We start from the raw sequence: 21,524 nt of genomic DNA, 5'->3' as shown, positions 1-21,524 counted from the left end.
ATGCATCCCGCAGCCGAACATTCGCCGCTGGGCAAATCCAGCGAATACATCGCCACGTACACGCCGTCACTGCTGTTTCCGATCCCGCGCACCGCGAAATGGGCGGAACTGGGCCTGACGGCCGAGACCCTGCCGTACAAGGGCGTGGATTTCTGGAACTGTTTCGAGCTGTCATGGCTGCTGCCGTCTGGCAAACCGGTGGTGGCCATTGGTGAATTCGCAATCGCGGCGGATTCACCGAACATCATCGAATCCAAATCCTTCAAGCTGTACCTCAACTCGCTGAACCAGACGCCATTCGCTGATACCGCGAGCCTGGAAGCGACCTTGCGTCAGGACCTGTCGGCGGCCGCCGGTAAACCGGTGGGCGTGCGCATCCGCAGCCTCAAGGACGTGGAAAGTGAAGGGGTCGTGGCATTACCCGGCGTGTGCATCGATGACTTGGACATCACCGTCGACTCCTACGAGCATCCGCGCCCGGAGCTGCTGCGCTGCGATGATTCGCGCATCGTGGAGCAAAGCCTGCACAGCCATCTGCTCAAATCCAATTGCCCGGTGACGAGCCAGCCGGACTGGGGAAGCGTGGCGGTGCAATATCGCGGTGCGGCGCTGGACCCTGCCAGCCTGTTGGCCTACATCGTCAGCTTCCGCCAGCATTCGGATTTCCACGAACAGTGCGTGGAGCGGATCTTTCTCGACCTGCAACGCTTGCTCAAACCGGAAAAATTGACGGTGTATGCGCGCTATGTGCGGCGGGGTGGGCTGGACATCAACCCGTATCGCAGTACCGAAGAGGTGCAGCTGCCGAACCATCGCCTGGTCCGGCAATAAATAATCCTGTGGGAGCGAGCCTGCTCGCGATGAGTCAGGCACATTCAGCATTGATGTTGGCTGAGCCACCTATCGCGAGCGGGCTCGCTCCCACAGGGGATTGCATTTCATATCGTGAAAAATGAAAAGCCCCGCTATCAATAGCGGGGCTTTTTTGCATCTGGCGGGTTTAGATTCCCATGTTGCCCAAGGCTTGTACGATGTTGCGTAACGTCCCGGCAATAGTGGGGTGATCCAGTTCGAAGCGCTCGACGGCCAGGTTCACACCATCGACCAGGTCGGCATTCTGAAGCGAATTATCCAGTTCGATCTCGGCTTCGAGCTGAATCATCAGTTGATGCAGATTCTCGCGCTCCGGTTCGGAAAGCGGCGGGTTCTGTTCCAATTGCTCGCGCAGTTCATCAAGTTGTTTCTGCAATTCGCGGGCAGGCATTGGCGTACTCCCTTTATTGATAGGCACAGCCATGGACCGCGACGGTGCGTCAAAAGTCCGTGGCTTGCTTTAAGAGTAATCCACCCTCGTGCACCCTGCATGATCTCGGTCAGGGCTTTTCACCTTTGAGCCGACGCAGGCTGATATCCGCCAGGCAGGTGTCGAGTTCACCCAGGTGATCGATCACCGAATGCACGCCCAGGCCGAACAACTGCACGGTGGCCTTGGCGCGCTTGGTCTCTCGTTCCTGTTGGCTCAGGAGCTGCCATTCGTTCGGCGCCAGGCCACACAGCGAGCCGCAGGACGCCAGGCCGATGGTCCACAGGCCGGCATTGAGCCCCGACTGCAACAAGCGCGGCTCGCCGCTGACCAGCACGCAACCGTCCAATTGCTGGACGTTCAACGCCATCAAGGCCTGCCAGCAGGCATGCGGGGCCGGCCACGGATAATTTGTTGCTGGAAGTTGCGGCGATTTGATCCACGCCGGTAACGAAGCAGCCAGGCTATGAATGATGGCAGGTGGCAGTTCGTCGAGCCAGGCGCAGGGAATCTCCTGAAGCTGCAAAAGGCGCAGGCTTTCGAGGGCGCCGGGGGTTGGCTGCGAATGCTCGGTGGGCACTGCTCCTGACTGTCGCGCCCTTGCCCCGAAATCCACCAGACAACCGCTCAAGCCAAACAGTACGGCGGTCAGGCTGGGGGCGGGCAGGGGCAGGGTTTCGGCGCGGGGCATGGGAACGTCCTTGAAATATCCCGCAGCCTAACGTGCCTCAATGACAGTCCAATGACAGTGAAATGAAGGCGCCGGGTGCGGAAAAATCCTACGAGCAGCTTCTCTTTCAGTGCTGTCTATCCAAGCGTTCCGCTTTATACTAGCGCCCTTACCGCCTGGGCTCGGCGCCCTTGCCTGAATAATCCAAGGAGTTTTCCCTATGCGCTGGAGCCATTGTCTAGCTCAGCTGTGTTTGTCTGCCTGCGTCCTGCTGGTTCCCTTCGCCGCCCAGGCCGCAACGGAAGACGATCCTTGGGAAAGCATCAACCGCCCGATCTTTACCTTCAACGACACCGTTGATACCTACGCACTCAAGCCGCTGGCTCAGGGTTATCAGTACGTGACGCCGCAATTTCTCGAAGACGGCATCCACAACATGTTCCGCAACATCGGCGACGTGGGCAATCTGGCCAACAATGTACTGCAGGCCAAGCCGGCCGCAGCCGGGGTCGACACGGCCCGGTTGATCTTCAACACCACCTTCGGCCTGTTGGGGTTCTTCGACGTGGGCACTCGGATGGGCCTGCAACGCAGCGATGAAGATTTCGGCCAGACCCTGGGTTATTGGGGAGTCGGCAGTGGCCCGTACGTGATGCTGCCGTTGTTGGGACCAAGCACCTTGCGTGACGCGCCGGCCAAGCTTGTCGATGACTACACGGCCCCTTATCGTTACATCGACAACGTTTCGGTGCGTAACTCGATCTTCGGTCTGAACATCGTCGATACCCGCGCCAGCCTGTTGTCCGCCGAAAAACTGGTGAGTGGCGACAAGTATGTGTTTATCCGCAACGCCTTCCTGCAGAACCGTGAATTCAAGGTCAAGGATGGCCAGGTCGAAGATGATTTTTAATTTCGCCCGGTAACCCCAGGAAGGCGGCCTCAGGGCCGCCTTCTTTGTTTTGAGGCACTGTTTAAGCAGGGATCGAACCTTCCATTGAGTTACGCTTCGCTCGGTTCTTATAACTCTCTGTACTTTGACAAACCAAGACGGCAAGCGGCTATCTGCATGAGCTTGAAACGCCCCGCGGATGGGAGTACCGTCTGCGCCTTAGAAGGGCACCTCTGATGTAACTGTGTGTAGGACAAGGGCCTACATCCGGTACGACAGAGAGGCTAGAAAGCGAATCCAGTAGTGAGCGCAGGCCCAGTTGCCCAGCCCGCTACGCCAACCTAATTCTGGCGCCGTTTGCCCACATGCCAAAAACCAGTGCCACGCTGCTGATAATCGATGATGACGAAGTGGTGCGAGCCAGCCTCGCAGCCTACTTGGAAGACAGTGGTTTCAGCGTCCTGCAGGCCAGCAACGGTCAACAGGGTCTTCAGGTATTCGAGCAAGACAAGCCCGACCTGGTCATCTGCGACCTGCGCATGCCGCAGATGGGCGGACTCGAACTCATTCGCCAAGTCACCGAGCTTTCCTCGCAGACCCCGGTCATCGTGGTTTCGGGTGCGGGCGTGATGAACGACGCGGTTGAGGCGTTGCGCCTGGGCGCGGCCGATTACCTGATCAAGCCCCTTGAAGACCTGGCCGTGCTCGAGCACTCGGTGCGCCGGGCCCTGGACCGTTCGCGCCTGTTGGTGGAGAACCAGCGTTATCGCGAAAAGCTGGAAACTGCCAACCGCGAGCTGGAAGCCAGCCTGAACCTGTTGCAGGAAGACCAGAACGCCGGCCGCCAGGTGCAGATGAACATGTTGCCGGTCAGTCCCTGGACCGCCGACGATTTCCGTTTTGCCCACCAGATCATCCCGTCTTTGTATCTGTCGGGGGATTTCGTCGACTATTTCCGGGTCGATGAACGTCGAGTGGCGTTCTATCTGGCGGACGTTTCCGGCCATGGCGCTTCGTCAGCGTTCGTCACGGTACTGTTGAAGTTCATGACCACGCGCCTGCTGTTCGAATCCAAGCGCAACGGCACGTTGCCTGAGTTCAAGCCATCAGAAGTCCTTGGTCATATCAACCGGGGCCTGATCAGTTGTAAGCTGGGCAAACACGTGACAATGGTCGGTGGGGTCATCGACGAGGAGACGGGTTTGTTGACCTATAGCATCGGCGGTCATCTGCCGTTGCCTGTGTTGTATACGCCTGACAGTGTTCGTTACCTGGAAGGGCGTGGTTTGCCGGTGGGCCTGTTCAATGAGGCCACCTACGAAGACCACGTACTGGAACTGCCACCGACCTTCAGTTTGACGCTGATGTCTGATGGCATTCTGGACCTTTTGTCAGAACCTACACTCAAAGAGAAAGAAGCGGCCTTGCCTGAACGGGTAAGCGCAGCGGGCGGCAGCCTGGAAGGCTTGCGTCAAGTGTTTGGATTAGCCACGCTAGGGGAGATGCCGGATGATATCGCCCTGTTAGTGTTGAGCAGGAATCTTTGATGAGTACCGGTAGAATCCAGTTCGCCGAGCAGGACGGCACCTTTGTCCTGAAGTTTGTCGGTGAAGTGCGTCTGACTCTCTGTTCGGCGCTGGATGCGACTATTGAGCGGATCTTCACCGCGTTGAACTTCAACGCCATCGTGATCGACCTGACCGAAACCCGCAGCATCGACAGCACCACCCTGGGCCTGCTGGCCAAGCTGTCGATCCTGTCACGGCAAAAGGTCGGCCTGCTGCCGACCGTGGTCACCACCCACAACGACATCACCCGGTTGCTGCAATCCATGGGCTTTGACCAGGTATTCAATATCGTCGGCGATCCCGTGCCATGCCCGGAGTGCCTGGACGATCTGCCCGATCAGGATCAATCGGAAGAGGAAGTGCGGATCAAGGTGCTTGAGGCCCATAAGATCCTCATGGGGCTGAACGACTCCAATCGTGAAGCGTTCCATGACCTGGTGAGTGCGCTGGAGCGGCCCTGATTCATAGGTTTGCGTAGACTGAGCGGGCCTCATCGCGAGCAGGCTCGCTCCCACAAGGTCTCGCATCGACCACGATCTCCGAATCTGCCCAAATCCCCCTGTGGGAGCGAGCCTGCTCGCGATGGCGGCCGGCCAGCCGCCACCTTCCCAAGCCTATAAAAAAGGGCGAACCCAGCCAGGTTCGCCCTTCTTTATGACTTCGAAATCACCTCAAAGCTTGGCTTGCAGCAACGCCTCAAGCTTCTCCTGGTCCCGCGCGAACTGACGAATGCCTTCAGCCAGTTTCTCGGTCGCCATGGCGTCCTCGTTGGACAACCAGCGGAACTGCGCTTCATTGAGGCTCAAGCGCGCTTCGCCGGCTTGTCCAGGCGCCAGTTTGCGTTCCAGCTTGCCCTCGTCGGCGGCCAGTTTCTCCAGCAGATCCGGGCTGACCGTCAAGCGGTCGCAGCCGGCCAGTTGCTCGATCTGGTTGAGGTTGCGGAAGCTTGCGCCCATGACCACGGTCTTGTAGTCATTGGCCTTGTAGTAGTTGTAGATACGCGTCACCGACTGCACGCCCGGATCATCGGCACCGGTGTAGTCGTTGCCGTTGGCCTTCTTGTACCAGTCGTAGATGCGGCCGACAAAAGGCGAAATCAGGAACACGCCGGCATCGGCGCAAGCCGCAGCCTGGGCGAAGGAGAACAGCAGCGTCAGGTTGCACTGGATGCCTTCACGCTCCAGCTGCTCGGCGGCGCGAATACCTTCCCAGGTGGACGCGATCTTGATCAGCACGCGATCGCGGCCAACGCCGGCCTTTTCGTACAGGTCGATCAGGCGATGCGCACGTTTCAGCATGGCCTCGGTGTCGAACGACAGACGCGCATCCACTTCAGTGGAAATACGCCCCGGAATCACCTTGAGAATCTCTTGCCCGACCGCCACGCCAAAACGGTCGCTGGCCAGGCCTACATCGCCCTTGCAATCGGCCACACAGGCGTTCAGCAGCTCGGCGTAGCCTTGAATGGCCGAGGCCTTGAGCAGCAGGGAAGGGTTGGTGGTGGCATCCACGGGTTTAACGCGGGCGATGGCTTCGAAGTCGCCGGTATCGGCCACTACGGTAGTGAATTGTTTGAGTTGTTCCAGCTTGGAAGTCATGAGCGTGCTCTGTCCTATGGGTCTGTTGACATTACCCGAGGGCCGGCAGCCACTCAAGGGCGTGAAGGGGGATCGATGGCCCCAGCGGCAACAACCTGAAAACGGATGTTTGAAAGGCCGGGGCGGGTATCGGTAGATACGATGCCAAAACAGGACTCAGGTTCAAAGCAAGTGACAGTTAGCGTCCTTCCAGCATGCCCGCCGCCTGATCCAGCAGCGCCAACGGGTCTTTGGTTTTGTGGATGTCCACCGACAACAACTGCCGAAAACGGCGCGCCCCAGGAAACCCGGTACCCAGCCCCAGTACATGGCGAGTGATGTGATGCATCGCCCCGCCGGCGTCCAGGTGCTTGGCGATATAAGGCCGCAACTGCGCCAACGCCTCGGCCCGACTGATGACAGGCGCGCTGCTGCCAAACAGTTGTTGATCCACCTCGGCCAGCAGATACGGGTTGTGATACGCCTCGCGTCCCAGCATCACACCGTCGAATGTCTGCAAATGCTCGTGGCAGGCTTCCAGCGTCTTGATCCCGCCGTTGAGCACAATCTCCAGCTCCGGGAAATCCTTCTTCAACTGTGCCGCCACGTCATACCGCAGCGGCGGGATCTCACGGTTCTCCTTGGGCGACAGCCCTTCCAGAATCGCAATCCGCGCATGCACGGTAAAACTCGTACAACCGGCGTCACGCACCGTCCCGACGAACTCACACAACTGCTCGTAACTGTCCCGCCCGTTGATCCCGATCCGATGCTTGACCGTCACCGGAATCGACACAGCATCACGCATCGCCTTCACACAATCGGCCACCAGTTCAGGATGCCCCATCAGGCATGCACCGATCATGTTGTTCTGCACGCGATCGCTTGGGCAGCCGACGTTGAGATTGACCTCGTCATAGCCATGCTCCTGAGCCATCCGCGCGCACGCGGCCAAGTCGGCCGGGACACTGCCGCCGAGTTGAAGCGCCAGGGGGTGCTCGGCTTCGTGGTGGCGCAGGAAACGCTCGTGATCGCCGTTGAGCAACGCGCCAGTGGTGACCATCTCGGTGTAGAGCAGGGCGTGCTTGGAGAGGATGCGTAGGAAGAACCTGCAGTGGGGGTCAGTCCAGTCCATCATGGGGGCCACGCTGAAGCGGCGGGAAAGGGCTTGCGGTGATGCTGTGTGTGAGGGCATGAGGATCTGAGGTGACAAATGCGATGGGAGCGCAGTTTAACAGGAATGGGATGGCGAGGATGGAGAGAGCCAATCGGTTGGGCCAGAGTTAAATCGATGACCCCGCCACCCCCGTACTGCAAGAATCTCCCGCGGATGGGCTGACCCGCCTGTCAGATTTTTCCTATACAAATTGACCAAGAAACTTGTACAAAGTTAACTGTATGTTCGTACAGTATTTTGGAAGTCGTGCGTCATGAGCTTTTCAGTTCTAGGCCCTATCGCTACGGGTGGCTTGAAGCTGCCTTTGTGTTCGTTTCGCGTACCCGCCGGGTTTCCTTCCCCGGCAGCGGACCACATCGAAGCGCACATCTCATTGGATGAGGTTCTGAACATTCGTGCTCCGCATGTCTACCTGGTTTCCATCGCCGGGGAGAGCATGCAAGGCGCTGGGATCTTTGAAGGGGACCTAGCTGTTGTGGATCGTGCGATGGAGCCTGCGCATGGCCACATCGTCGTGGCGCTGCTGAACAACGAACCCGTATGCAAACGCCTTTGCATACGGGGGAAGGAGGTGATTCTCCTGTCGGAGAACCCAAAGTATCCACCGAGGTACGTGCTTGAGGGCGACGAGCTGGTGATATGGGGCGTCATCACCTGCAGCGTGCGCAGCCATGTCTAAAGTCCAGCCGGTTTTCGCCCTTATCGATTGCAACAGCTTCTACGCCAGTTGCGAAAGAGTGTTCCGCCCGGACCTGGCCCGCGTGCCCATCGTGGTGCTGAGCAACAACGACGGCTGTGTGATCGCTCGCAGTTACGACGCCAAGCCCTACGTGAAGATGGGCGAGCCGTATTTCCAGATTAAGCACAAGCTGCAGAAACACGGCATCGTCCCGTTCTCGTCGAACTACGCGCTCTACGGCGACATGAGCGAACGCGTGATGACACTCATTGAATCAATGGTGCCTGCCGTCGAGGTCTACAGCATCGACGAAGCCTTCGCGGATCTCACCGGCATCGACGGCCGGGATGCCCTCGGCCGCAAGATTCGCAGTCATGTGCTGCGCTGCACCGGCATTCCAGTCGGGGTAGGGATCGCTCACACCAAAACCCTGGCTAAGCTGGCAAACCACACCGCCAAGCGCCTGCAGGTGCAAACGGGCGGCGTGGTGGATATCTGTGACCCGTTCAAACGTAACTGGGTGCTGCGTAATACCGATGTGTCCGAGGTTTGGGGTGTCGGTCGCAAGATGAAACTGCACCTGGACGCGATGGGCATCAAGACGGCCATGGATCTGGCCCAGGCTGACCCTTGGACGCTTCGCAAAAAATTCAGCGTGGTAATTGAGAAGACGGCCCGTGAACTCGCCGGCACGCCGTGCCTGGAGCTGGATGAGCCGGATCCGCCGAAGCAGGAGATTTGCTGTAGCCGGATGTTCGGTAAGCGGCTCACGGAGCTGGCACCGATCAAGGAAGCGGTGGCCACCTACATGATGCGAGCTTCGGAAAAACTCAGGGCGCAGAAGGCGCTATGCAAGAAGATCCGCGTAAGCATCCGCACGGGCATGTTCAACCCGGAGGAGGCGAAGTATGCCAACGGCGTGTTGATTGACCTGCCATACCCCACCGATGATGTGCGATTGCTGACCAAGGCTGCGGTGGGCGCTCTCGACCGGGTCTTCCGGCCGGGCTTCAAGTACAGCAAGGCTGAGGTGCTGTTGATGAATCTTTGTCAGCAAGGGGAGTACACCGACGACCTGTTTGCCACCTCCCAGCCTGCTGACGCCACGAAGCTGATGGCAGTGCTGGACCAGATCAACGGGCGATGGGGGAGGGGAACACTCCGATCAGCCAGCGTGCCTGAAGATCCAGATTGGGGTATGCGGCGAGAAATGATGAGCCATAGCTACACTACGAGACTAGATCAGCTGTGGAGGGTTTATTCTTAATAGATGGATTTCATTCCTACAACTTAAGAAGCCCAACCTACAGGGGGCTCAGGCTTCTTAATGAAACGATGTTGTTAATTTGAGTGTTTCTATAATGTTCCGGAGCGGAGCACTAACCAACAGAAAAGCTGTTGAGTTTTTGTGCTAGTATGCCGATAACTTTATTTCGCTGTTGGAAGTATCGAGCTTTTCGCCTGAATTCATCGTTATGATCAAGTGACGCAAATTCCGCCTCAGGCATCAAGCAAATATGTAGCCACTCAATGATGTGATCTAGGGTGTACTTTTCGCTCTTTGGGTTTGGCTTGTGTTTAAGTGCTTCGTAAAAGTCATCTATTCTTAAGTCTTCGTCGCTGAGACGAGAAAATAGTGCCGGGCGCATGACTTTGAAAACGCATATCGCTGAGATGAGCGCTGAATTGAGTTGCGCATCTTCTCGTTCAGTTAGTAGCATTATAGCTAAATTCGAGTAAATTCTTTCGAGCTCTCGTAGAGAGCAATTTAACTGGGTTCCAAGAGCAGTGAAGCAATCTGCCCAGTCACTATCTTTAAGTTTGTATAAGCTTGATAGATGTTTGCAATATTTTTCAACGTCGTTGTTGCGTCCGGTTCTTTTAGGTAGCGTTGCCTCGATGTTGATAAATTTTTGTAAGTAAGCGTGGGAGTCTATGTTTAATCCATAAGTGGATCTAATTGATTCTTGTAGTTGTGTTTTGTTGATTACTAACAAGAAATTTATGTTGGGTACTGAGAATAGGTGTTTGATTTTTTCTAACATTTCTACAGCAAAAGAAGGGCGGCATCGATCCAGTTCATCAATTATGATGGTGAGCGGGAATTCTGACGGGGCTTTCAGTTTTGATGGGATGGTTGAAAGAAAGCTTCTAAAGTTTTCTATAGATAGACGCTCGGCTTTATGGTTGATAAGCCGCTCCTTTATATACTTTTCAGCGCTGTTGCTTATGTCTTTAGTAATGTCCTCTCCAATATTTCCTAGGTCTTCAAAGTCAGTTTCTTTTATCAGGCCAGCAGAAACGGCGCGAATGCCAATTTTTGCACCTAGGGATAAAACATTTGCTCCAACGTTTTTAGCTTTGTCGATGAATGCTTTTGAGTGCTTGGCAGTCGCATTCGCTGAAACAAAGTCGGTGATTGCTCCGGCAACTACCATGAACGCATCATCAACATAGTCAGAAGCAAATGCATCTATATAAATGCTTGGGATTTTCTCGTCGGATAATATTTTTTGCCACATTTTGACAAAGGTTGATTTTCCTTCCCCCCAGTTTCCGTCAAGACTTATTACCAAAGGGTCCGCCGAGTTTTTTACGATATTTCTGAGCGCAATACCAAAATTTTTTCGACCGAACAAGTCCGAGCCGAATCCATCTTCCGAAATCTGATGAGGTTCTACAAGTAACTTCATGATTATATCAACGCTATGTCCGGTTTCTGTGGGTACCCCATACCCCAGCACAATGGGCGTATGAAAGTATGTATGCTGAAGGTCGACGTGGGACAGTCTCGCGCTCAAGAGAAACGTACACAGTCACCAAAGATATCGAGCTCGGTGTTCAAAGTGCTAACTCCGAACGATGCTAGAAACTTCTTGGCGAAGATATCTTTAGGTCCCTCTTTTCCTTCTTCTTTGTTTAACACTCGCGAAATGGAGCTTACAAATAAGTCCGCTATTTGCATGAGGGGCGATATCGAAGAGTCTTCGGATTCAACAATGTCAATATAAACGTTGTCATTAAAAATATTTTTTGCTGCATTTTTTAGCTGAAGCTCAATCTCCATTATTGAGAGCTTATCTTTAGATGCCTCCTCTGCGTCCTTTCGGAATTGTAAATTTCTAGGAAGTACGGCTCGACCTGATTTGTTTTCCTCCTGAATTCCCTGAATTGTCATGTGATAAAAAAGCTTGTCGAGAGTGTCGTCAATGTTTTTAAGGCCCCGGCGCTCGACGGCTAAGCCTTTGAAGGAAACGGCTTCAGAGTTTTTTACAATGGATCCAAGTAATTCGAGGTAGGTTTCAAGGTTTCCATTATTTATATCCTTGAAGTGCATTTCACCTTTGAAGTTTAATTCGTCCTTCCTTTGGTTGATGGCACGGGTAATTTTCATGGTGTCATAGCTTCGTAGAACCCATAAACTCCCAACTAAAAGATATTTGCTGGTTTTGCCGCTTTCATCTGCATAAATACAATACACAGGATGAGCAGGCCTAGCATCCAGAATTCTTTGTTTTTCTTCCTCCTCAAGTTTTCCTCGGGTGCGCCTAACTTCGGGGGAGGCAATGAATAATCCGTGCGTATTCTGAATAAAGGCTCGAGCACGGGCAATGGAAGGAAGGCGTTCGAGGTTGGGGTAATTATCAATTGAAATGTCACCGCCACTGTACAAATCTTGTTGGAAGGTTTTCCAATAAAGCAGTTGGCATTTAACGTCGGAGTCTCGTGCTTGTGGGTAGTGATTCAGAATCCACGCGACTCTATCGATTAATCTGCTGGGGCTATTGCCCGCGATTGCAGAAAGGATGCGGATTTTCTCGGCTTCGTTCCGTGCTTTGACAGCTAGGACAGCGTCTTCCTGCCCTTCATCTCCCTCGAACTCGACTTGTAGGTTCATCGACAAGGCTCCCTCCCCATGGCTTACTGCCATCAATACGGTGTGAAAGAGGTTACGTCAAGTACTTCAAAAATAGAGACGTGAGTGAGGCTGTTGATTAGCCGAGATGGTCTAGGGCTGTGGCTTTGGCACTCGGGACATTGGCAAGCCACAAACTTCACACAAATAGGTGCCATTTGGACCGCTTCTGAGGCCCTTGGTCGATACGCGTTCCCAGGATTTGGAATACGGCTGGTCGTTCTCGGTTGTTTTCTCTTCGCCCTGGTGGCCGTTTGGGCAAGCAAAGTAGTCGTATGTGCGCATTGCCATGACATGGTTCTCCGTATTTTTGTTCGGACATTACCCTGCGTACTGCTCCCATTTTTGATCGCCACTGCCATGGATACCATGGTCGACTGGTTTCGACAGCATCGACCGAAAGGCTACCGAGTGAGGGAGAAGGGGGCTCCAGCTACGAAAAAGCCCCGGGTCGTTGCAGCCGACATGGGGCTCTAGGGTGCATGCATTCTAGTACCAATTTCCGTATCAATGGTTGCGTCGTGGTGAGAGAAATCAGGTAGCGCTAAGCACAAAAAAACCGACTTTATTACCTCTAAACACCAAGCAGAACCCACCCCACATAGCGGTGTGATTCTCGCCCTGCGGCGCAAAGGTTAAGGAAGCCAAATCGGTTTGCTGAATATTTGCTACAAGAGAGACTTAAAAAGCGCTTGTAAGCAAGCAAAGCGGGAGGTGCAGCGGTTAATCCGTCCAATCCATCATCGGTCTATCTCGTGCGGATGTGTCCAGAGCCTTGGGGAAAACCCACGCCAAACCACACCACTCAATGTCCAGTATGTATTTACGCAAGCGTGTGTTCTGGCCTTACAGTCCGGAAAATACGGCCTTTAATCCCACGCCACGGAGGTCATGAACGCGCAAAAAAAAAGCGATATCCCAGCCCTTGGGCTTGCAGAACAAAGACTGGGAAATCCTTGCTTAGATTTCTTGGTAAAAAGAGATCGTCTCTTTCAGCGGGGCTGAAAACTCATAGATCTCGTCCAGCGAGTTAATAGGATGGCGCGTTTCGACTTTGTTTTTGTCGAAAATCCCAAGATATTTTTGACTACGATTGAAGTGAAGTCTTGCGATAGGTTTTCGATTGTTGTCGTCTAGGAGGATGCCGAAGTAGCTCTGCGTGTCTCTGCTAGCTATGCGCTTTGCGTCTATGACGGTCCGGACAATCGCTTTGATGATATGAAAACCTTCCAACTCCTCCATCGTAGTCAGAATGCGGTCTTCAGGCTCTTCTTGGGCTTCAGCCTGATTTTCAGCGACGACCGATTCTGCGAGCGTGGGAAACGTGGCTTTGCTCATCGCTGACTTCAATCTGTCGTTGATCTGGTCACTGAGAAACTGGGAAGCGGCTTTCCTGGTGAGCTGAGTGAACTGATCTCGAATTTTTTGGGTGATAACCCCTTCGTAGACACGCGATGCGAAGAAACGAACGAAATCATCATCAGGCTGGGTGAACTGCTTAGCTATTTCCTTTTTTATGTTTCCCACGTACTTCAGTTCGCCTGCGGCATTGATGATTGAATCAACATCGAAAGCGGATTTCGTAAGCTTTTGAAGCTCAGGGATGACGTGCTCATCAATGTTGAGCAAATCGACTTCTAGAAATGGCTTCTCATCCATTTTGTTTGGTGCATCAAGATCAGTGTAGAACCGATAGAACCTGCCATTTGTAAGGATGGAAATTCGCGCAGTGGTGACATGGAAGTATCGGAAGAGTTGGCTCGCATGGTTGATATTGAGTGGCTCGCCGACTTTTTTTGTTTCGATCAATATCTGGATTTGGCCGTCTTTCAGGATCGCGTAATCAATCTTTTCCCCTTTTTTCGTGCCGACATCACAAACGTATTCGGGGACGACTTCGGATGGGTCGAACACATCGTAGCCCAGCACGGTATGAATGAACGGCATGACAAAAGCAGTCTTTGTTGCTTCCTCAGTTTGTATCGTCGACGCTAGCTGATTAACCTTAGCTGACATTGCGTTCAAGCGTTCTACAAAATCCATTTGCCTGCTCCGTTGCACGTTCACCCGATTGGGGGCGTAGAGGCGCAACGCTACTATGTATGGATCCGCTCCTGCTACTGGTATTCCATCCACGCTGGATACCTGGCCAGGTGAATGATATTTGGGGGTATCCGCTATCTCGCTCTGAGTCGCTTTTGATTTGTTGCGTTTTAGCGAGAAATTCAAGTAGTCCTAAGCATAAACCCCCCGACTTCATTGTCTCTAAACACCAAGCAGAACCCACCCACATAGCGGTGTAATGATGCTCCGCCAGACAAAGGCTCGGATTCTAATCGGCCCGGGGGGCAAAAGTGGGGCAAATCGTACGCTAAACCATGCCATTCAATGCCTGCTATGCATTTACGCAAGCAGGCAAGAATGGGCGTTACAGCCAGTGAATACGAGCCTTTTCCGCCAAAAACGCCACATACCCAGCACCATTGGCACGGATAGCGGCGATGTTCTAGCCGGGGATTCTCTGGCCAGACCACTAAGCCGAAGAGGGACCGGCATGGTGAACTGTCTTTGATCTCGAAGGATTAGTTGAATTGAAATTGATATCCATCCTCTGTTTTATAAACGCGGGGCCAGTTATAACTGTCCTTACCATTGCTGACCATTTCGCCAAATGTCCCGAAGCATCCTGTGTTCATATGGCTGCAAGAAGCTAAAACGCCAGAGTCGGGAACTTGGTTCGAATCTATCCATTGCCAGCCTCCGTCAGAGGTTATCTCGGCGGACACAGCCCAAAATTGGCCATTATACCAGTCGCCGCTTATTTTGCGATGAACCATTCCATAGGATCCCGCGTAATTACTCATTTGAAAAACGACCCATTTTTGTGCGTCAGCGCACATAAATCCATCTATTCCCTTGGAGTTGGGGTGGACGGCGCGAGTGCGAGCACTATGGGGGCCGTGCGCAGCCATCCATTCAATTTCAGTGCTATTGTTGGAGTCGACCCAGTTCACAGTTGCGGTTCCTCCCGGGGCAATAGGCTGCGGTGTATCTATTGATTTTATACAATATCCATGCATGCTGGTTATGCTTATTGTGTCTCTGCTATTGTTTTTAATAGTAAAGCTATGGGGCGCCTCTGCGTGGACTACATTGGTTGCGGTTAGCAAAACAACAACAGCGGCGGCAAAATTACCGATTACAGCGCAGGGTTGACGAATCATCTATGAACTCCATGTAGATAGGTTTGTTGTCATCTAGCGGGCAGCGGCATCAATCAGTTCTTTGCGGAATTCCCTCTTTAACTCTGTTACCTATGAGCGGAAAATATAGGCTCATATATAAGTAGCATTTGGCGTATTGCCTGCGTGCTAAAATAAAATGTAGCAGGTTTTTGGGCTCGCACTAAAATTTCGCAAGGCTTAAGCATTCCCCAATCTTTGAGGATGACGGACCAAGCGTTTCACGCTGGATGTAGCGCGGCGACATCGGTTCCTATCGGCGCAACGGCATCTTCGCTCGGTCGATTGCACCCGCGTGGTGGAGTGATTTTCTTAAAATTGAGTGAGGTCCAAGCATCCCTGTTTATACATAAGGGCGAGGGTGATGAATATTAAGGTGCAATAGTTATCCGCGTTGTCGATTTCGTGTGGTTTGAGGTTGGCAGTGGAATAGAGGTTGATGTCTTCTGTTTCCTCGGTGGGCGTATTGTAGGAGTCGTCATTTGATCCAATCAGTAAATGCGTCAGCTCATGCAGTAGGGTGTATAGATAAAACTCGTTCTGGAATCCTGCAATCTTAGGTGTATGCCGTGCGTTCAACTCAAGGCAGGGCTGATTAATCAGGATGCATAATTCAACTCCCATGAGATCCAGGAAGGCCAGGCCGTAGGTTTCTTCAGACTCTGTTGCGTCAGGGGATGTAATGGGCTGGTAAACATGACGGAAAGTGTTCAGGTCTGTGTAGATGATTTCTGATTGGAGCATTGGTTGCTGGATCAGTGACAATATCAAGCGGAGCTTTTCTCGCAGATGCTCCCGGTCATTGAACAGTTCATCTATATGCGTGCTGATGTGCTGGGAGATGCAGGCTGGTGAGGGTGTGTTGTCGTCAAGGGTGGCGAGAATCAACTCTATCGCCGGGGGCACGGCAGTGTTGATAAAACTGTTGCTCAAGCTAAGAAGTCGAGTATCAAGGGGCAGATCGATAAGGGGGGTGTCTTTAACGGCGTCGTATTGTTGGATAAAAGCCTGCATGTTGTTTTCATTGGGTGTTAATGCGCTGAGAATGTCTTCGTCAGCCATTTCCAAGGCGGAATGATATCCAAGCTGCTGAAAGCGTTTTTTTGCGTAAGTCAGTTTTTCCGTAGGGCAGGCAATAATGAAGTTCTTCATTTTTTGCATGGCGGCTGCGGTGGTAATAGTGGTGAACTTCATGGCGAACTGCTCGTACTTGGTTTTGTGTGAGGCGCCGGACTATGGATTTTGGAATAAAAGTTGGCAAGAAGTTATGTGTAAACAAGTGCGATAAGTGTTGTCGTGGAGCGGGTCTGCCTGAAGAACTCTTGCTGGACTTAATAGTTGCTTATGTTGGAAATGAATTCGCGATGTAATCGGAGCGGGTTTGCTCACGAAGGCGATCTGCCTGCCAATCAAGTGCTGACTGACACACCGCCTTCGCGAGCAAGCCCGCTCTCACAGTGGGAGTGTGTGGTAGCGGCTAGCGTGGGTCGACGTTATCCAGCGCTCGGTTCGCCAGCAAGCCGCCCAGTTCGATCAGTTGCTGAATGCCCAGGGCGACGTGGCGCCGGGAACCTTCCAGATCGAAGGCCAGGTCGCTGACCATGGCATTGGCCGAGGCCAGGGTTTCGCTGAGGTTGGCGAGCAGGGCTTCGGTGTCGATGCCGTTGACGACGGTGAAGACTTGGCTTGGAGCAGGCTCGGGCTTGGTGGGTTTGGGCTTGAGGTAGAAGTCGAGGGCGCGGTCGGCGGCTTTGCCGAATTCTTTGGCGTTAAGCGTGGTTGGATCGGTGTCTGGCGGATTAGGTGTTGGTTTGAACATAGATGAAACTCCTTGGTTAATGGAGCCGCACCTATTGCTACCAAACATTAGGTGGCGGCTATACGCAGGTTGGTAGACCGGGTACCAAGGCAAACCCAGCGCGCCACAAGGGCGCCCCGCGCACAGCCGCCATAACAAACCTGCCGACGAAAGTTATCGGCGGCGTGTATCTGCCGGAGCTGTGCGCCTTAGTTTTACCCGGGCTACCAAACCCGATCGCTGATTCGTCAGCGACCGGAAAACGATAAAGCCCGACCCCAAGGCGCACAAGCCGGCGGATTCTGGCGTAGTTGTAGGCAACGGCGCAAGGCGAGGCGGTCAGGTCCTACGCCGTGGCTGGCGGGATAAACATTTGGCCTTTCGGTGTCAGTAAACCCAGACCTCCACCCGCCGATTCCTCACCCGGCCTTCATCCTCGCTGTTGGCCGCCACCGGCATCAGGGCGCCGAAGCCGCGTACTTCGCGCAGCGCCACACCGTGTTTGACCAATTCGCGCCGCACTGCCATGGCCCGCAACCGGGATAGAAGGTCGGCGCGTGCCGGGTCGTCCTTGGCGTCGCCAAACCCAACCAGCGTCACTCGGCGGTCGAGCTTGTCGTGCTGCTTTATATAGGCGAGCACACGCCCCAGGTCCTGCTGGGCCTTGTTGTCGAGGCTGGCGCTGCCTTCTTCGAAGCGGAAGTTGACCGACAGCCGTTGTGCATGGCGGCTCAGGGCCTGATAACCCTCAGGCATCAGCGCATTGGGGGTGACGGCCATGGCCTGGACGGTTTGCGCGATGAACCCGTTGGCCGCGACGATGGCCTGGCCCTTTTCGCTTTGGGTGAACTCAACCAGTGCCTCGGCCCAGGGGTTGGTTTCTTGCGGTGGCAGGTAAAAGAACAGCCTGCGCGACAAAGGGTAGTCTTCGGTGGCGATCAGATGGGTCAGCGGCATCATGGGCTGGGAGTCGCCGTCGACAATCGCCAGCGCCTTGGCCTGGCGCACGTAGGGCAAACCGATGAAACCGATGCCTTGCCGGTCCTGGCTGACAGCGTCGGAAAGCTGTTCGCTGGATTCGAAGCGCCGGGCAGAAGGGGCCAGGCGTTTTCCCTGTCGGTTGAGCACCAGTTCCTTGAAGGTGTCGTAGGTGCCGGACTGCTCATCCCGGGCGTAGAGATGAATCGGGCCGCCGGCGCCGCCCACCGATTCCCAGGTGTTCACCTCGCCGCTGAATATCTTCGCCAGTTGCCGGGTGTCGAGCTGGCGCAGCGGGTTTTGTGGATGAAGAATGATCGCCAGGCCATCGATGGCGATGACCTGTTCGGCGCTGGGGCTTTTCAGGTCCCCCAGATGTGCCAGCTCCCTGAGCTCGCTGTCCTTGATCGGTCGCGAAGAGGCCGCCAGTTCGGCGCTGGCGTGCTTGAGGGCGGAAAACCCAGTGCTGGAGCCATGGGCGGCAATGTCGATTTCCACCCGTCGACCATCGGCGGCCTGGCCGACGATACGCTGCTCGTTCTCACGGTCGGTGATTTCGGTACGGACCTTGAGCAGCCCCTGATCCACCATCAGCGCCTTGACCAGCGCCGGCCCCAGCGTAGCGCCGATGGTATTTGAGCCTTGCAGGCGCAGCGCGGGGCCGTGTTCGGGAATCGGCAGGCCGCTGGCCCATGCCGTGAGCGGCAGCCAGAGGCCCATGAAAAAAACAACGCGCAGCCGCATGCCGACACCTTCTGAACCTGAGAACGTGCCGGAAGATTAAGTCAGTCAGGTTACTGAAAAGTGACAGGCGTGCGACTTGTCAGCCGCAGTTCGCCGAAGATCCCTTGTGGGAGCGAGCCTGCTCGCGATAGCGGTGCAACTGCCACATTGATTTTGAATGTGCCGCCGTCATCGCGAGCAGGCTCGCTCCCACAAGGTTTGTGTATGCCCTGGATTTAGCTCAACTGCAGCCAGATCGGCGCATGGTCCGAAGGTTTCTCCATGCCGCGCAGTTCATAATCCACCCCGGCATCCTTGACCCGTGGCAGCAGCCCATGGGAGGTGAGGATCAGGTCGATGCGCAGGCCACGCTTGGGCTCGTCTTCGAAACCGCGGCTGCGGTAGTCGAACCAGCTGAAGCGGTCGGTGACGTCCGGGTTCAGGTGCCGGAAGCTGTCCACCAGGCCCCAGTTCTTCAGGCGTGCCATCCACTCGCGCTCTTCCGGCAGGAAGCTGCATTTGCCGGTTTTCAGCCAGCGTTTCATGTTGTCCGGGCCGATGCCGATGTCGCTGTCTTCCGGGGAAATGTTCACGTCGCCCATCACCACCACGGGCTGGTCGTTGCTGAAACGGCTTTCCAAAAGTTGTTGCAGGTCGTTGTAGAAACGCTCCTTGGCCGGGAACTTGGTCGGGTGGTCGCGGCTTTCGCCTTGGGGGAAGTAACCGTTCATGATTGTCACCGGCACGCCGTTGGCATCGGCGAAGGTGCCCCAGATGAACCGCCGTTGGGCGTCTTCCTCGTCGCTCTCGAAGCCTTTGTGCAACGTCAGTGGAGCCTGGCGGGAGAGCAGGGCGACGCCGTAGTGACCCTTCTGCCCATGGTAATGCACGTGATAACCCAGGGCCTGCACCTCGGCCAGGGGGAACTGCTCGTCGTGGACCTTGGTTTCCTGCAGGCCGATCACGTCCGGCTGATGCTTCTCGATCAGCGCCGCCAGCTGATGGGGGCGGGCGCGCAGCCCGTTGATGTTGAAGGAGACGATCTTCATGGTCGGCTGTCCTGGCAAAACTGCGATGCTAGCTGACATGTAGGAGCACGGCCAGCGTGGCAGTAGGACAAATGCGCTGCTAATGTCCTGTGCATGTAGGAACGATCAGAGCCCAATCGGGTTCGTACTCAATAAGAGCGGGGCCTCACCGAGCCTCGCCCAGGAGATTGACCGTCATGCCAGAAACCGCCACCGCCATCGCCGACATCCATATGCTCGACAGCGGTTATTCCCGCGAGGCACGTTCATTGCTGTATCAGGCCTATCGTCATGAGCCGACCTTCAGCTTCCTGTTCGAATCCGAGCGGCCCGGTTATGAACATCGGGTACGGGCCACGGTGCGTGAGTTGGTCAAACAGCATTTTCTCCAGGATCTGCCGGCCATCGGCTTGCTGGTCAACGACCGCCTGATCGGCATTGCCTTGATTGCTCCACCGCAGCGCCGCCTGGGTATCACTGAAAGTTGGGCCTGGCGCCTGCGCATGGTGTTGAGCACCGGCTTTCGCTGCACCCGGCGCTACCTGGACTACCATGCCGCAGTGACGGCCTGCCTGCCGTCGGATTCTGTCCATGTATTGCCCCTGCTGGGAGTTCATCCACAGTTCCAAGGCCAACACTTCGGCGAACAGTTACTGGCGGCGGTGCATAACTGGTGTGCGGTGGACGAGAACTCCCAGGGCGTGGTGCTAGACACCGGCAACCCACGTTACCTGGAGTTCTATAAACGTCAGGGTTATGAGGAAATCGGCGAGATTGCGGTAGGACCCGTCCGCGAACATGTCTTCTTTCACGCCAACCCGCAGGTATTGCAGAGCGCGACGGCGTAATCCGGGGAAACTTTTGAGACATGTCCGGCTCTATCAGGCTTCCAAGCTCGTGATAGCATCCGCGCCATGAATTTCCCAGGACGAATGACCAGTGGTGCGCTCTTGCTGTCCCTCAGCTGCGCGGCACTGGCACAAAGTGAATTGGATGTACGGGTCAAGCCGTCCAACGACCAGCTCAAGGCTAACGTAGAAGGCTATATCGGCGGCGTGGGCGATCGTGACGAAGAGGCCTTGCTGCGTTTCAGTCGGGGTGCCGAGGAGCAGGCGCGCAAAGCCGCCCAGGCGTTGGGTTACTACCAGCCGCAGATCGACAGCGAGGTCGAGGGCGGCAAGACCCCGCGCCTGATCCTGACCATCGACCCTGGCGAGCCCGTGCACCTGCGCAATGTCACCGTGCGCATCGATGGCCCGGCCGCTTCCCTCAAGGCTTTTCGTGTCCCCGACAACGCCGCGCTCAAACCTGGCGCGGTGCTTAATCATGGGCGCTATGAAGACGCCAAACGGATCATCCAGAATCAGGCTTCGCGCTACGGTTTTTTCAGCGGGCGATTTGTCAGCCAGAAGCTGTTGGTGGACCCCCAGGCCGGCGTGGCCGACATCGAGCTGGTCTACGACAGCGGCCCGCGCTACGCCCTGGGCCCGGTGAGTTTCGAGGGTGACACGCCCTTTGATGAAGAGTTGTTGCAGCGCATGGTGCCGTTCAAGGCGGGCGAGGCGTACGACTCGGAACTCATCGCAGAACTCAACCAGGCCCTGCAATCGAGCGGATATTTCGAAGGCGTTCGGGTGGACGCGGCACCGACCGCCGCCACCGATAACGTGATCCCGGTGGCGGTCAAGCTCGAGACCCGAAAGCCGCGCACCATGGGCCTGGGCCTGGGGTTCTCCACCGACGTCGGCCCGCGGGCCAAGGCCAATTGGACGCGCCACTGGGTCAATCCCCAGGGCCACAGTTATGGCTGGGAAGCCGAAGTGTCGGCGCCCCGGCAGAACGTTGGCCTGTGGTACGACGTACCCCTGGACCCGCCGTTGACCGACAAGATGCGCTACGCCGGTGGCTATCAATATGAAGAGCTGTCCGGCACCGATAGCCTCAGCAAGCTGCTGACCGTGGGCCCCGAATGGCAC

At 55.2% G+C, this 21,524-nt stretch carries 20 protein-coding genes; 8 read left to right on the top strand and 12 right to left on the bottom strand.

Going from position 1 to position 21,524, the window contains the following annotated elements; translation table 11 throughout:
- Complete coding sequence (queF, locus tag GSM73_RS14175) at positions 1 to 831, top strand: NADPH-dependent 7-cyano-7-deazaguanine reductase QueF (RefSeq protein WP_139050702.1); 831 nt, start codon at positions 1 to 3, stop codon at positions 829 to 831.
- Positions 832 to 1,000: 169 nt separating this feature from the next.
- Here queF and GSM73_RS14170 read toward each other — a convergent pair whose 3' ends face one another.
- Complete coding sequence (locus GSM73_RS14170) at positions 1,001 to 1,264, bottom strand: DUF4404 family protein (RefSeq protein WP_047227228.1); 264 nt, start codon at positions 1,262 to 1,264, stop codon at positions 1,001 to 1,003.
- A gap of 109 nt (positions 1,265 to 1,373) precedes the next feature.
- Complete coding sequence (locus tag GSM73_RS14165) at positions 1,374 to 1,994, bottom strand: HAD family phosphatase (protein ID WP_160893000.1); 621 nt, start codon at positions 1,992 to 1,994, stop codon at positions 1,374 to 1,376.
- Positions 1,995 to 2,193: 199 nt separating this feature from the next.
- Here GSM73_RS14165 and GSM73_RS14160 point away from each other — a divergent pair, with 199 nt between their 5' ends.
- The 3 genes from GSM73_RS14160 (at position 2,194) to rssC (ending at position 4,891) form a co-directional block, all read left to right on the top strand.
- Positions 2,194 to 2,883 carry a VacJ family lipoprotein gene (locus GSM73_RS14160; protein WP_076385576.1) on the top strand — a complete coding sequence of 230 codons (690 nt, stop codon included), beginning with the start codon at positions 2,194 to 2,196 and terminating at the stop codon, positions 2,881 to 2,883.
- A 344-nt stretch (positions 2,884 to 3,227) separates the two neighbouring features.
- Positions 3,228 to 4,409: a two-component system response regulator RssB gene (rssB, locus tag GSM73_RS14155; protein ID WP_076385574.1), complete on the top strand. Its 1,182-nt coding sequence runs from the start codon at positions 3,228 to 3,230 to the stop codon at positions 4,407 to 4,409.
- The gene (rssC, locus tag GSM73_RS14150; RefSeq protein ID WP_047227232.1) at positions 4,409 to 4,891 is read left to right on the top strand and encodes an anti-sigma factor antagonist RssC; all 483 of its coding nucleotides are present in this window, start codon (positions 4,409 to 4,411) and stop codon (positions 4,889 to 4,891) included. The genes rssB and rssC overlap by 1 nt, the downstream gene beginning before the upstream one ends.
- Before the next feature lie 210 nt (positions 4,892 to 5,101).
- On the opposite strand, the gene tal is transcribed toward rssC, so the two are convergent.
- Positions 5,102 to 6,028 carry a transaldolase gene (gene tal / locus GSM73_RS14145; protein WP_047227233.1) on the bottom strand — a complete coding sequence of 309 codons (927 nt, stop codon included), beginning with the start codon at positions 6,026 to 6,028 and terminating at the stop codon, positions 5,102 to 5,104.
- A 178-nt stretch (positions 6,029 to 6,206) separates the two neighbouring features.
- The gene (gene dusA, locus GSM73_RS14140; protein ID WP_160892998.1) at positions 6,207 to 7,202 is read right to left on the bottom strand and encodes a tRNA dihydrouridine(20/20a) synthase DusA; all 996 of its coding nucleotides are present in this window, start codon (positions 7,200 to 7,202) and stop codon (positions 6,207 to 6,209) included.
- A 235-nt stretch (positions 7,203 to 7,437) separates the two neighbouring features.
- Here dusA and GSM73_RS14135 point away from each other — a divergent pair, with 235 nt between their 5' ends.
- Entirely contained in the window at positions 7,438 to 7,863 is a 426-nt protein-coding gene (locus GSM73_RS14135; RefSeq protein ID WP_160892996.1) for a LexA family transcriptional regulator, read from the top strand.
- Positions 7,856 to 9,130 (top strand): translesion error-prone DNA polymerase V subunit UmuC, encoded by a 1,275-nt coding sequence (gene umuC / locus GSM73_RS14130; protein WP_160892994.1) that lies wholly within the window; start codon positions 7,856 to 7,858, stop codon positions 9,128 to 9,130. The genes GSM73_RS14135 and umuC overlap by 8 nt, the downstream gene beginning before the upstream one ends.
- A 112-nt stretch (positions 9,131 to 9,242) precedes the next feature.
- Here the strand turns inward: umuC and GSM73_RS14125 are convergent, their stop codons facing one another.
- From GSM73_RS14125 to xthA, 8 genes are all read right to left on the bottom strand, one after another.
- Positions 9,243 to 10,556 (bottom strand): P-loop NTPase fold protein, encoded by a 1,314-nt coding sequence (locus GSM73_RS14125; RefSeq protein ID WP_160892992.1) that lies wholly within the window; start codon positions 10,554 to 10,556, stop codon positions 9,243 to 9,245.
- Between the two features lie 104 nt (positions 10,557 to 10,660).
- Positions 10,661 to 11,761: a DUF3800 domain-containing protein gene (locus tag GSM73_RS14120; protein WP_160892990.1), complete on the bottom strand. Its 1,101-nt coding sequence runs from the start codon at positions 11,759 to 11,761 to the stop codon at positions 10,661 to 10,663.
- A 978-nt stretch (positions 11,762 to 12,739) separates the two neighbouring features.
- Positions 12,740 to 13,822 (bottom strand): type I restriction endonuclease, encoded by a 1,083-nt coding sequence (locus GSM73_RS14115; protein WP_160892989.1) that lies wholly within the window; start codon positions 13,820 to 13,822, stop codon positions 12,740 to 12,742.
- Between the two features lie 539 nt (positions 13,823 to 14,361).
- A complete protein-coding gene (locus GSM73_RS14110; protein ID WP_160892988.1) occupies positions 14,362 to 15,003 on the bottom strand; it encodes a hypothetical protein in 642 nt (213 codons plus the stop codon).
- Positions 15,004 to 15,333: 330 nt separating this feature from the next.
- The gene (locus GSM73_RS14105; protein WP_160892987.1) at positions 15,334 to 16,215 is read right to left on the bottom strand and encodes a hypothetical protein; all 882 of its coding nucleotides are present in this window, start codon (positions 16,213 to 16,215) and stop codon (positions 15,334 to 15,336) included.
- A 283-nt stretch (positions 16,216 to 16,498) separates the two neighbouring features.
- Entirely contained in the window at positions 16,499 to 16,840 is a 342-nt protein-coding gene (locus tag GSM73_RS14100; RefSeq protein WP_160892985.1) for a DUF6124 family protein, read from the bottom strand.
- Between the two features lie 366 nt (positions 16,841 to 17,206).
- Positions 17,207 to 18,541, bottom strand: a complete 1,335-nt coding sequence (locus GSM73_RS14095) for a substrate-binding domain-containing protein (RefSeq protein WP_160892983.1) — start codon at positions 18,539 to 18,541, stop codon at positions 17,207 to 17,209.
- Between the two features lie 215 nt (positions 18,542 to 18,756).
- Positions 18,757 to 19,569, bottom strand: a complete 813-nt coding sequence (gene xthA, locus GSM73_RS14090) for an exodeoxyribonuclease III (RefSeq protein WP_047229304.1) — start codon at positions 19,567 to 19,569, stop codon at positions 18,757 to 18,759.
- Positions 19,570 to 19,745: 176 nt separating this feature from the next.
- Between xthA and GSM73_RS14085 the strand changes: the two genes are divergently transcribed.
- Positions 19,746 to 20,396 (top strand): N-acetyltransferase, encoded by a 651-nt coding sequence (locus GSM73_RS14085; protein ID WP_047229305.1) that lies wholly within the window; start codon positions 19,746 to 19,748, stop codon positions 20,394 to 20,396.
- 66 nt (positions 20,397 to 20,462) lie between these two features.
- Positions 20,463 to 21,524, top strand: a 1,062-nt coding sequence (locus tag GSM73_RS27315) for an autotransporter assembly complex family protein (RefSeq protein ID WP_256676905.1), incomplete at its 3' end; no start/stop codon positions are given.

Source organism: Pseudomonas sp. PICF6 (assembly GCF_009831705.1).
Classification (GTDB): Bacteria; Pseudomonadota; Gammaproteobacteria; order Pseudomonadales; family Pseudomonadaceae; genus Aquipseudomonas; species Aquipseudomonas rhizophila.
Note: the sequence above shows the minus strand (reverse complement) of the source record. Positions and strands in the feature narration are given on the sequence as shown.

What these genes read in the sequence shown, in the direction of transcription:
- GSM73_RS14170 (WP_047227228.1), bottom strand. Translation starts at nt 1,264, where the DNA reads ATGCCTGCCCGCGAATTGCAGAAACAACTTGATGAACTGCGCGAGCAA.
- GSM73_RS14165 (WP_160893000.1), bottom strand. Translation starts at nt 1,994, where the DNA reads ATGCCCCGCGCCGAAACCCTGCCCCTGCCCGCCCCCAGCCTGACCGCC.
- rssB (WP_076385574.1), top strand. Translation starts at nt 3,228, where the DNA reads ATGCCAAAAACCAGTGCCACGCTGCTGATAATCGATGATGACGAAGTG.
- GSM73_RS14105 (WP_160892987.1), bottom strand. Translation starts at nt 16,215, where the DNA reads ATGAAGTTCACCACTATTACCACCGCAGCCGCCATGCAAAAAATGAAG.
- GSM73_RS14115 (WP_160892989.1), bottom strand. Translation starts at nt 13,822, where the DNA reads ATGGATTTTGTAGAACGCTTGAACGCAATGTCAGCTAAGGTTAATCAG.
- tal (WP_047227233.1), bottom strand. Translation starts at nt 6,028, where the DNA reads ATGACTTCCAAGCTGGAACAACTCAAACAATTCACTACCGTAGTGGCC.
- dusA (WP_160892998.1), bottom strand. Translation starts at nt 7,202, where the DNA reads ATGCCCTCACACACAGCATCACCGCAAGCCCTTTCCCGCCGCTTCAGC.
- GSM73_RS14100 (WP_160892985.1), bottom strand. Translation starts at nt 16,840, where the DNA reads ATGTTCAAACCAACACCTAATCCGCCAGACACCGATCCAACCACGCTT.
- GSM73_RS14085 (WP_047229305.1), top strand. Translation starts at nt 19,746, where the DNA reads ATGCCAGAAACCGCCACCGCCATCGCCGACATCCATATGCTCGACAGC.
- xthA (WP_047229304.1), bottom strand. Translation starts at nt 19,569, where the DNA reads ATGAAGATCGTCTCCTTCAACATCAACGGGCTGCGCGCCCGCCCCCAT.
- queF (WP_139050702.1), top strand. Translation starts at nt 1, where the DNA reads ATGCATCCCGCAGCCGAACATTCGCCGCTGGGCAAATCCAGCGAATAC.
- GSM73_RS14110 (WP_160892988.1), bottom strand. Translation starts at nt 15,003, where the DNA reads ATGATTCGTCAACCCTGCGCTGTAATCGGTAATTTTGCCGCCGCTGTT.
- umuC (WP_160892994.1), top strand. Translation starts at nt 7,856, where the DNA reads ATGTCTAAAGTCCAGCCGGTTTTCGCCCTTATCGATTGCAACAGCTTC.
- rssC (WP_047227232.1), top strand. Translation starts at nt 4,409, where the DNA reads ATGAGTACCGGTAGAATCCAGTTCGCCGAGCAGGACGGCACCTTTGTC.
- GSM73_RS14135 (WP_160892996.1), top strand. Translation starts at nt 7,438, where the DNA reads ATGAGCTTTTCAGTTCTAGGCCCTATCGCTACGGGTGGCTTGAAGCTG.
- GSM73_RS14125 (WP_160892992.1), bottom strand. Translation starts at nt 10,556, where the DNA reads ATGAAGTTACTTGTAGAACCTCATCAGATTTCGGAAGATGGATTCGGC.
- GSM73_RS14160 (WP_076385576.1), top strand. Translation starts at nt 2,194, where the DNA reads ATGCGCTGGAGCCATTGTCTAGCTCAGCTGTGTTTGTCTGCCTGCGTC.
- GSM73_RS14095 (WP_160892983.1), bottom strand. Translation starts at nt 18,541, where the DNA reads ATGCGGCTGCGCGTTGTTTTTTTCATGGGCCTCTGGCTGCCGCTCACG.
- GSM73_RS14120 (WP_160892990.1), bottom strand. Translation starts at nt 11,761, where the DNA reads ATGAACCTACAAGTCGAGTTCGAGGGAGATGAAGGGCAGGAAGACGCT.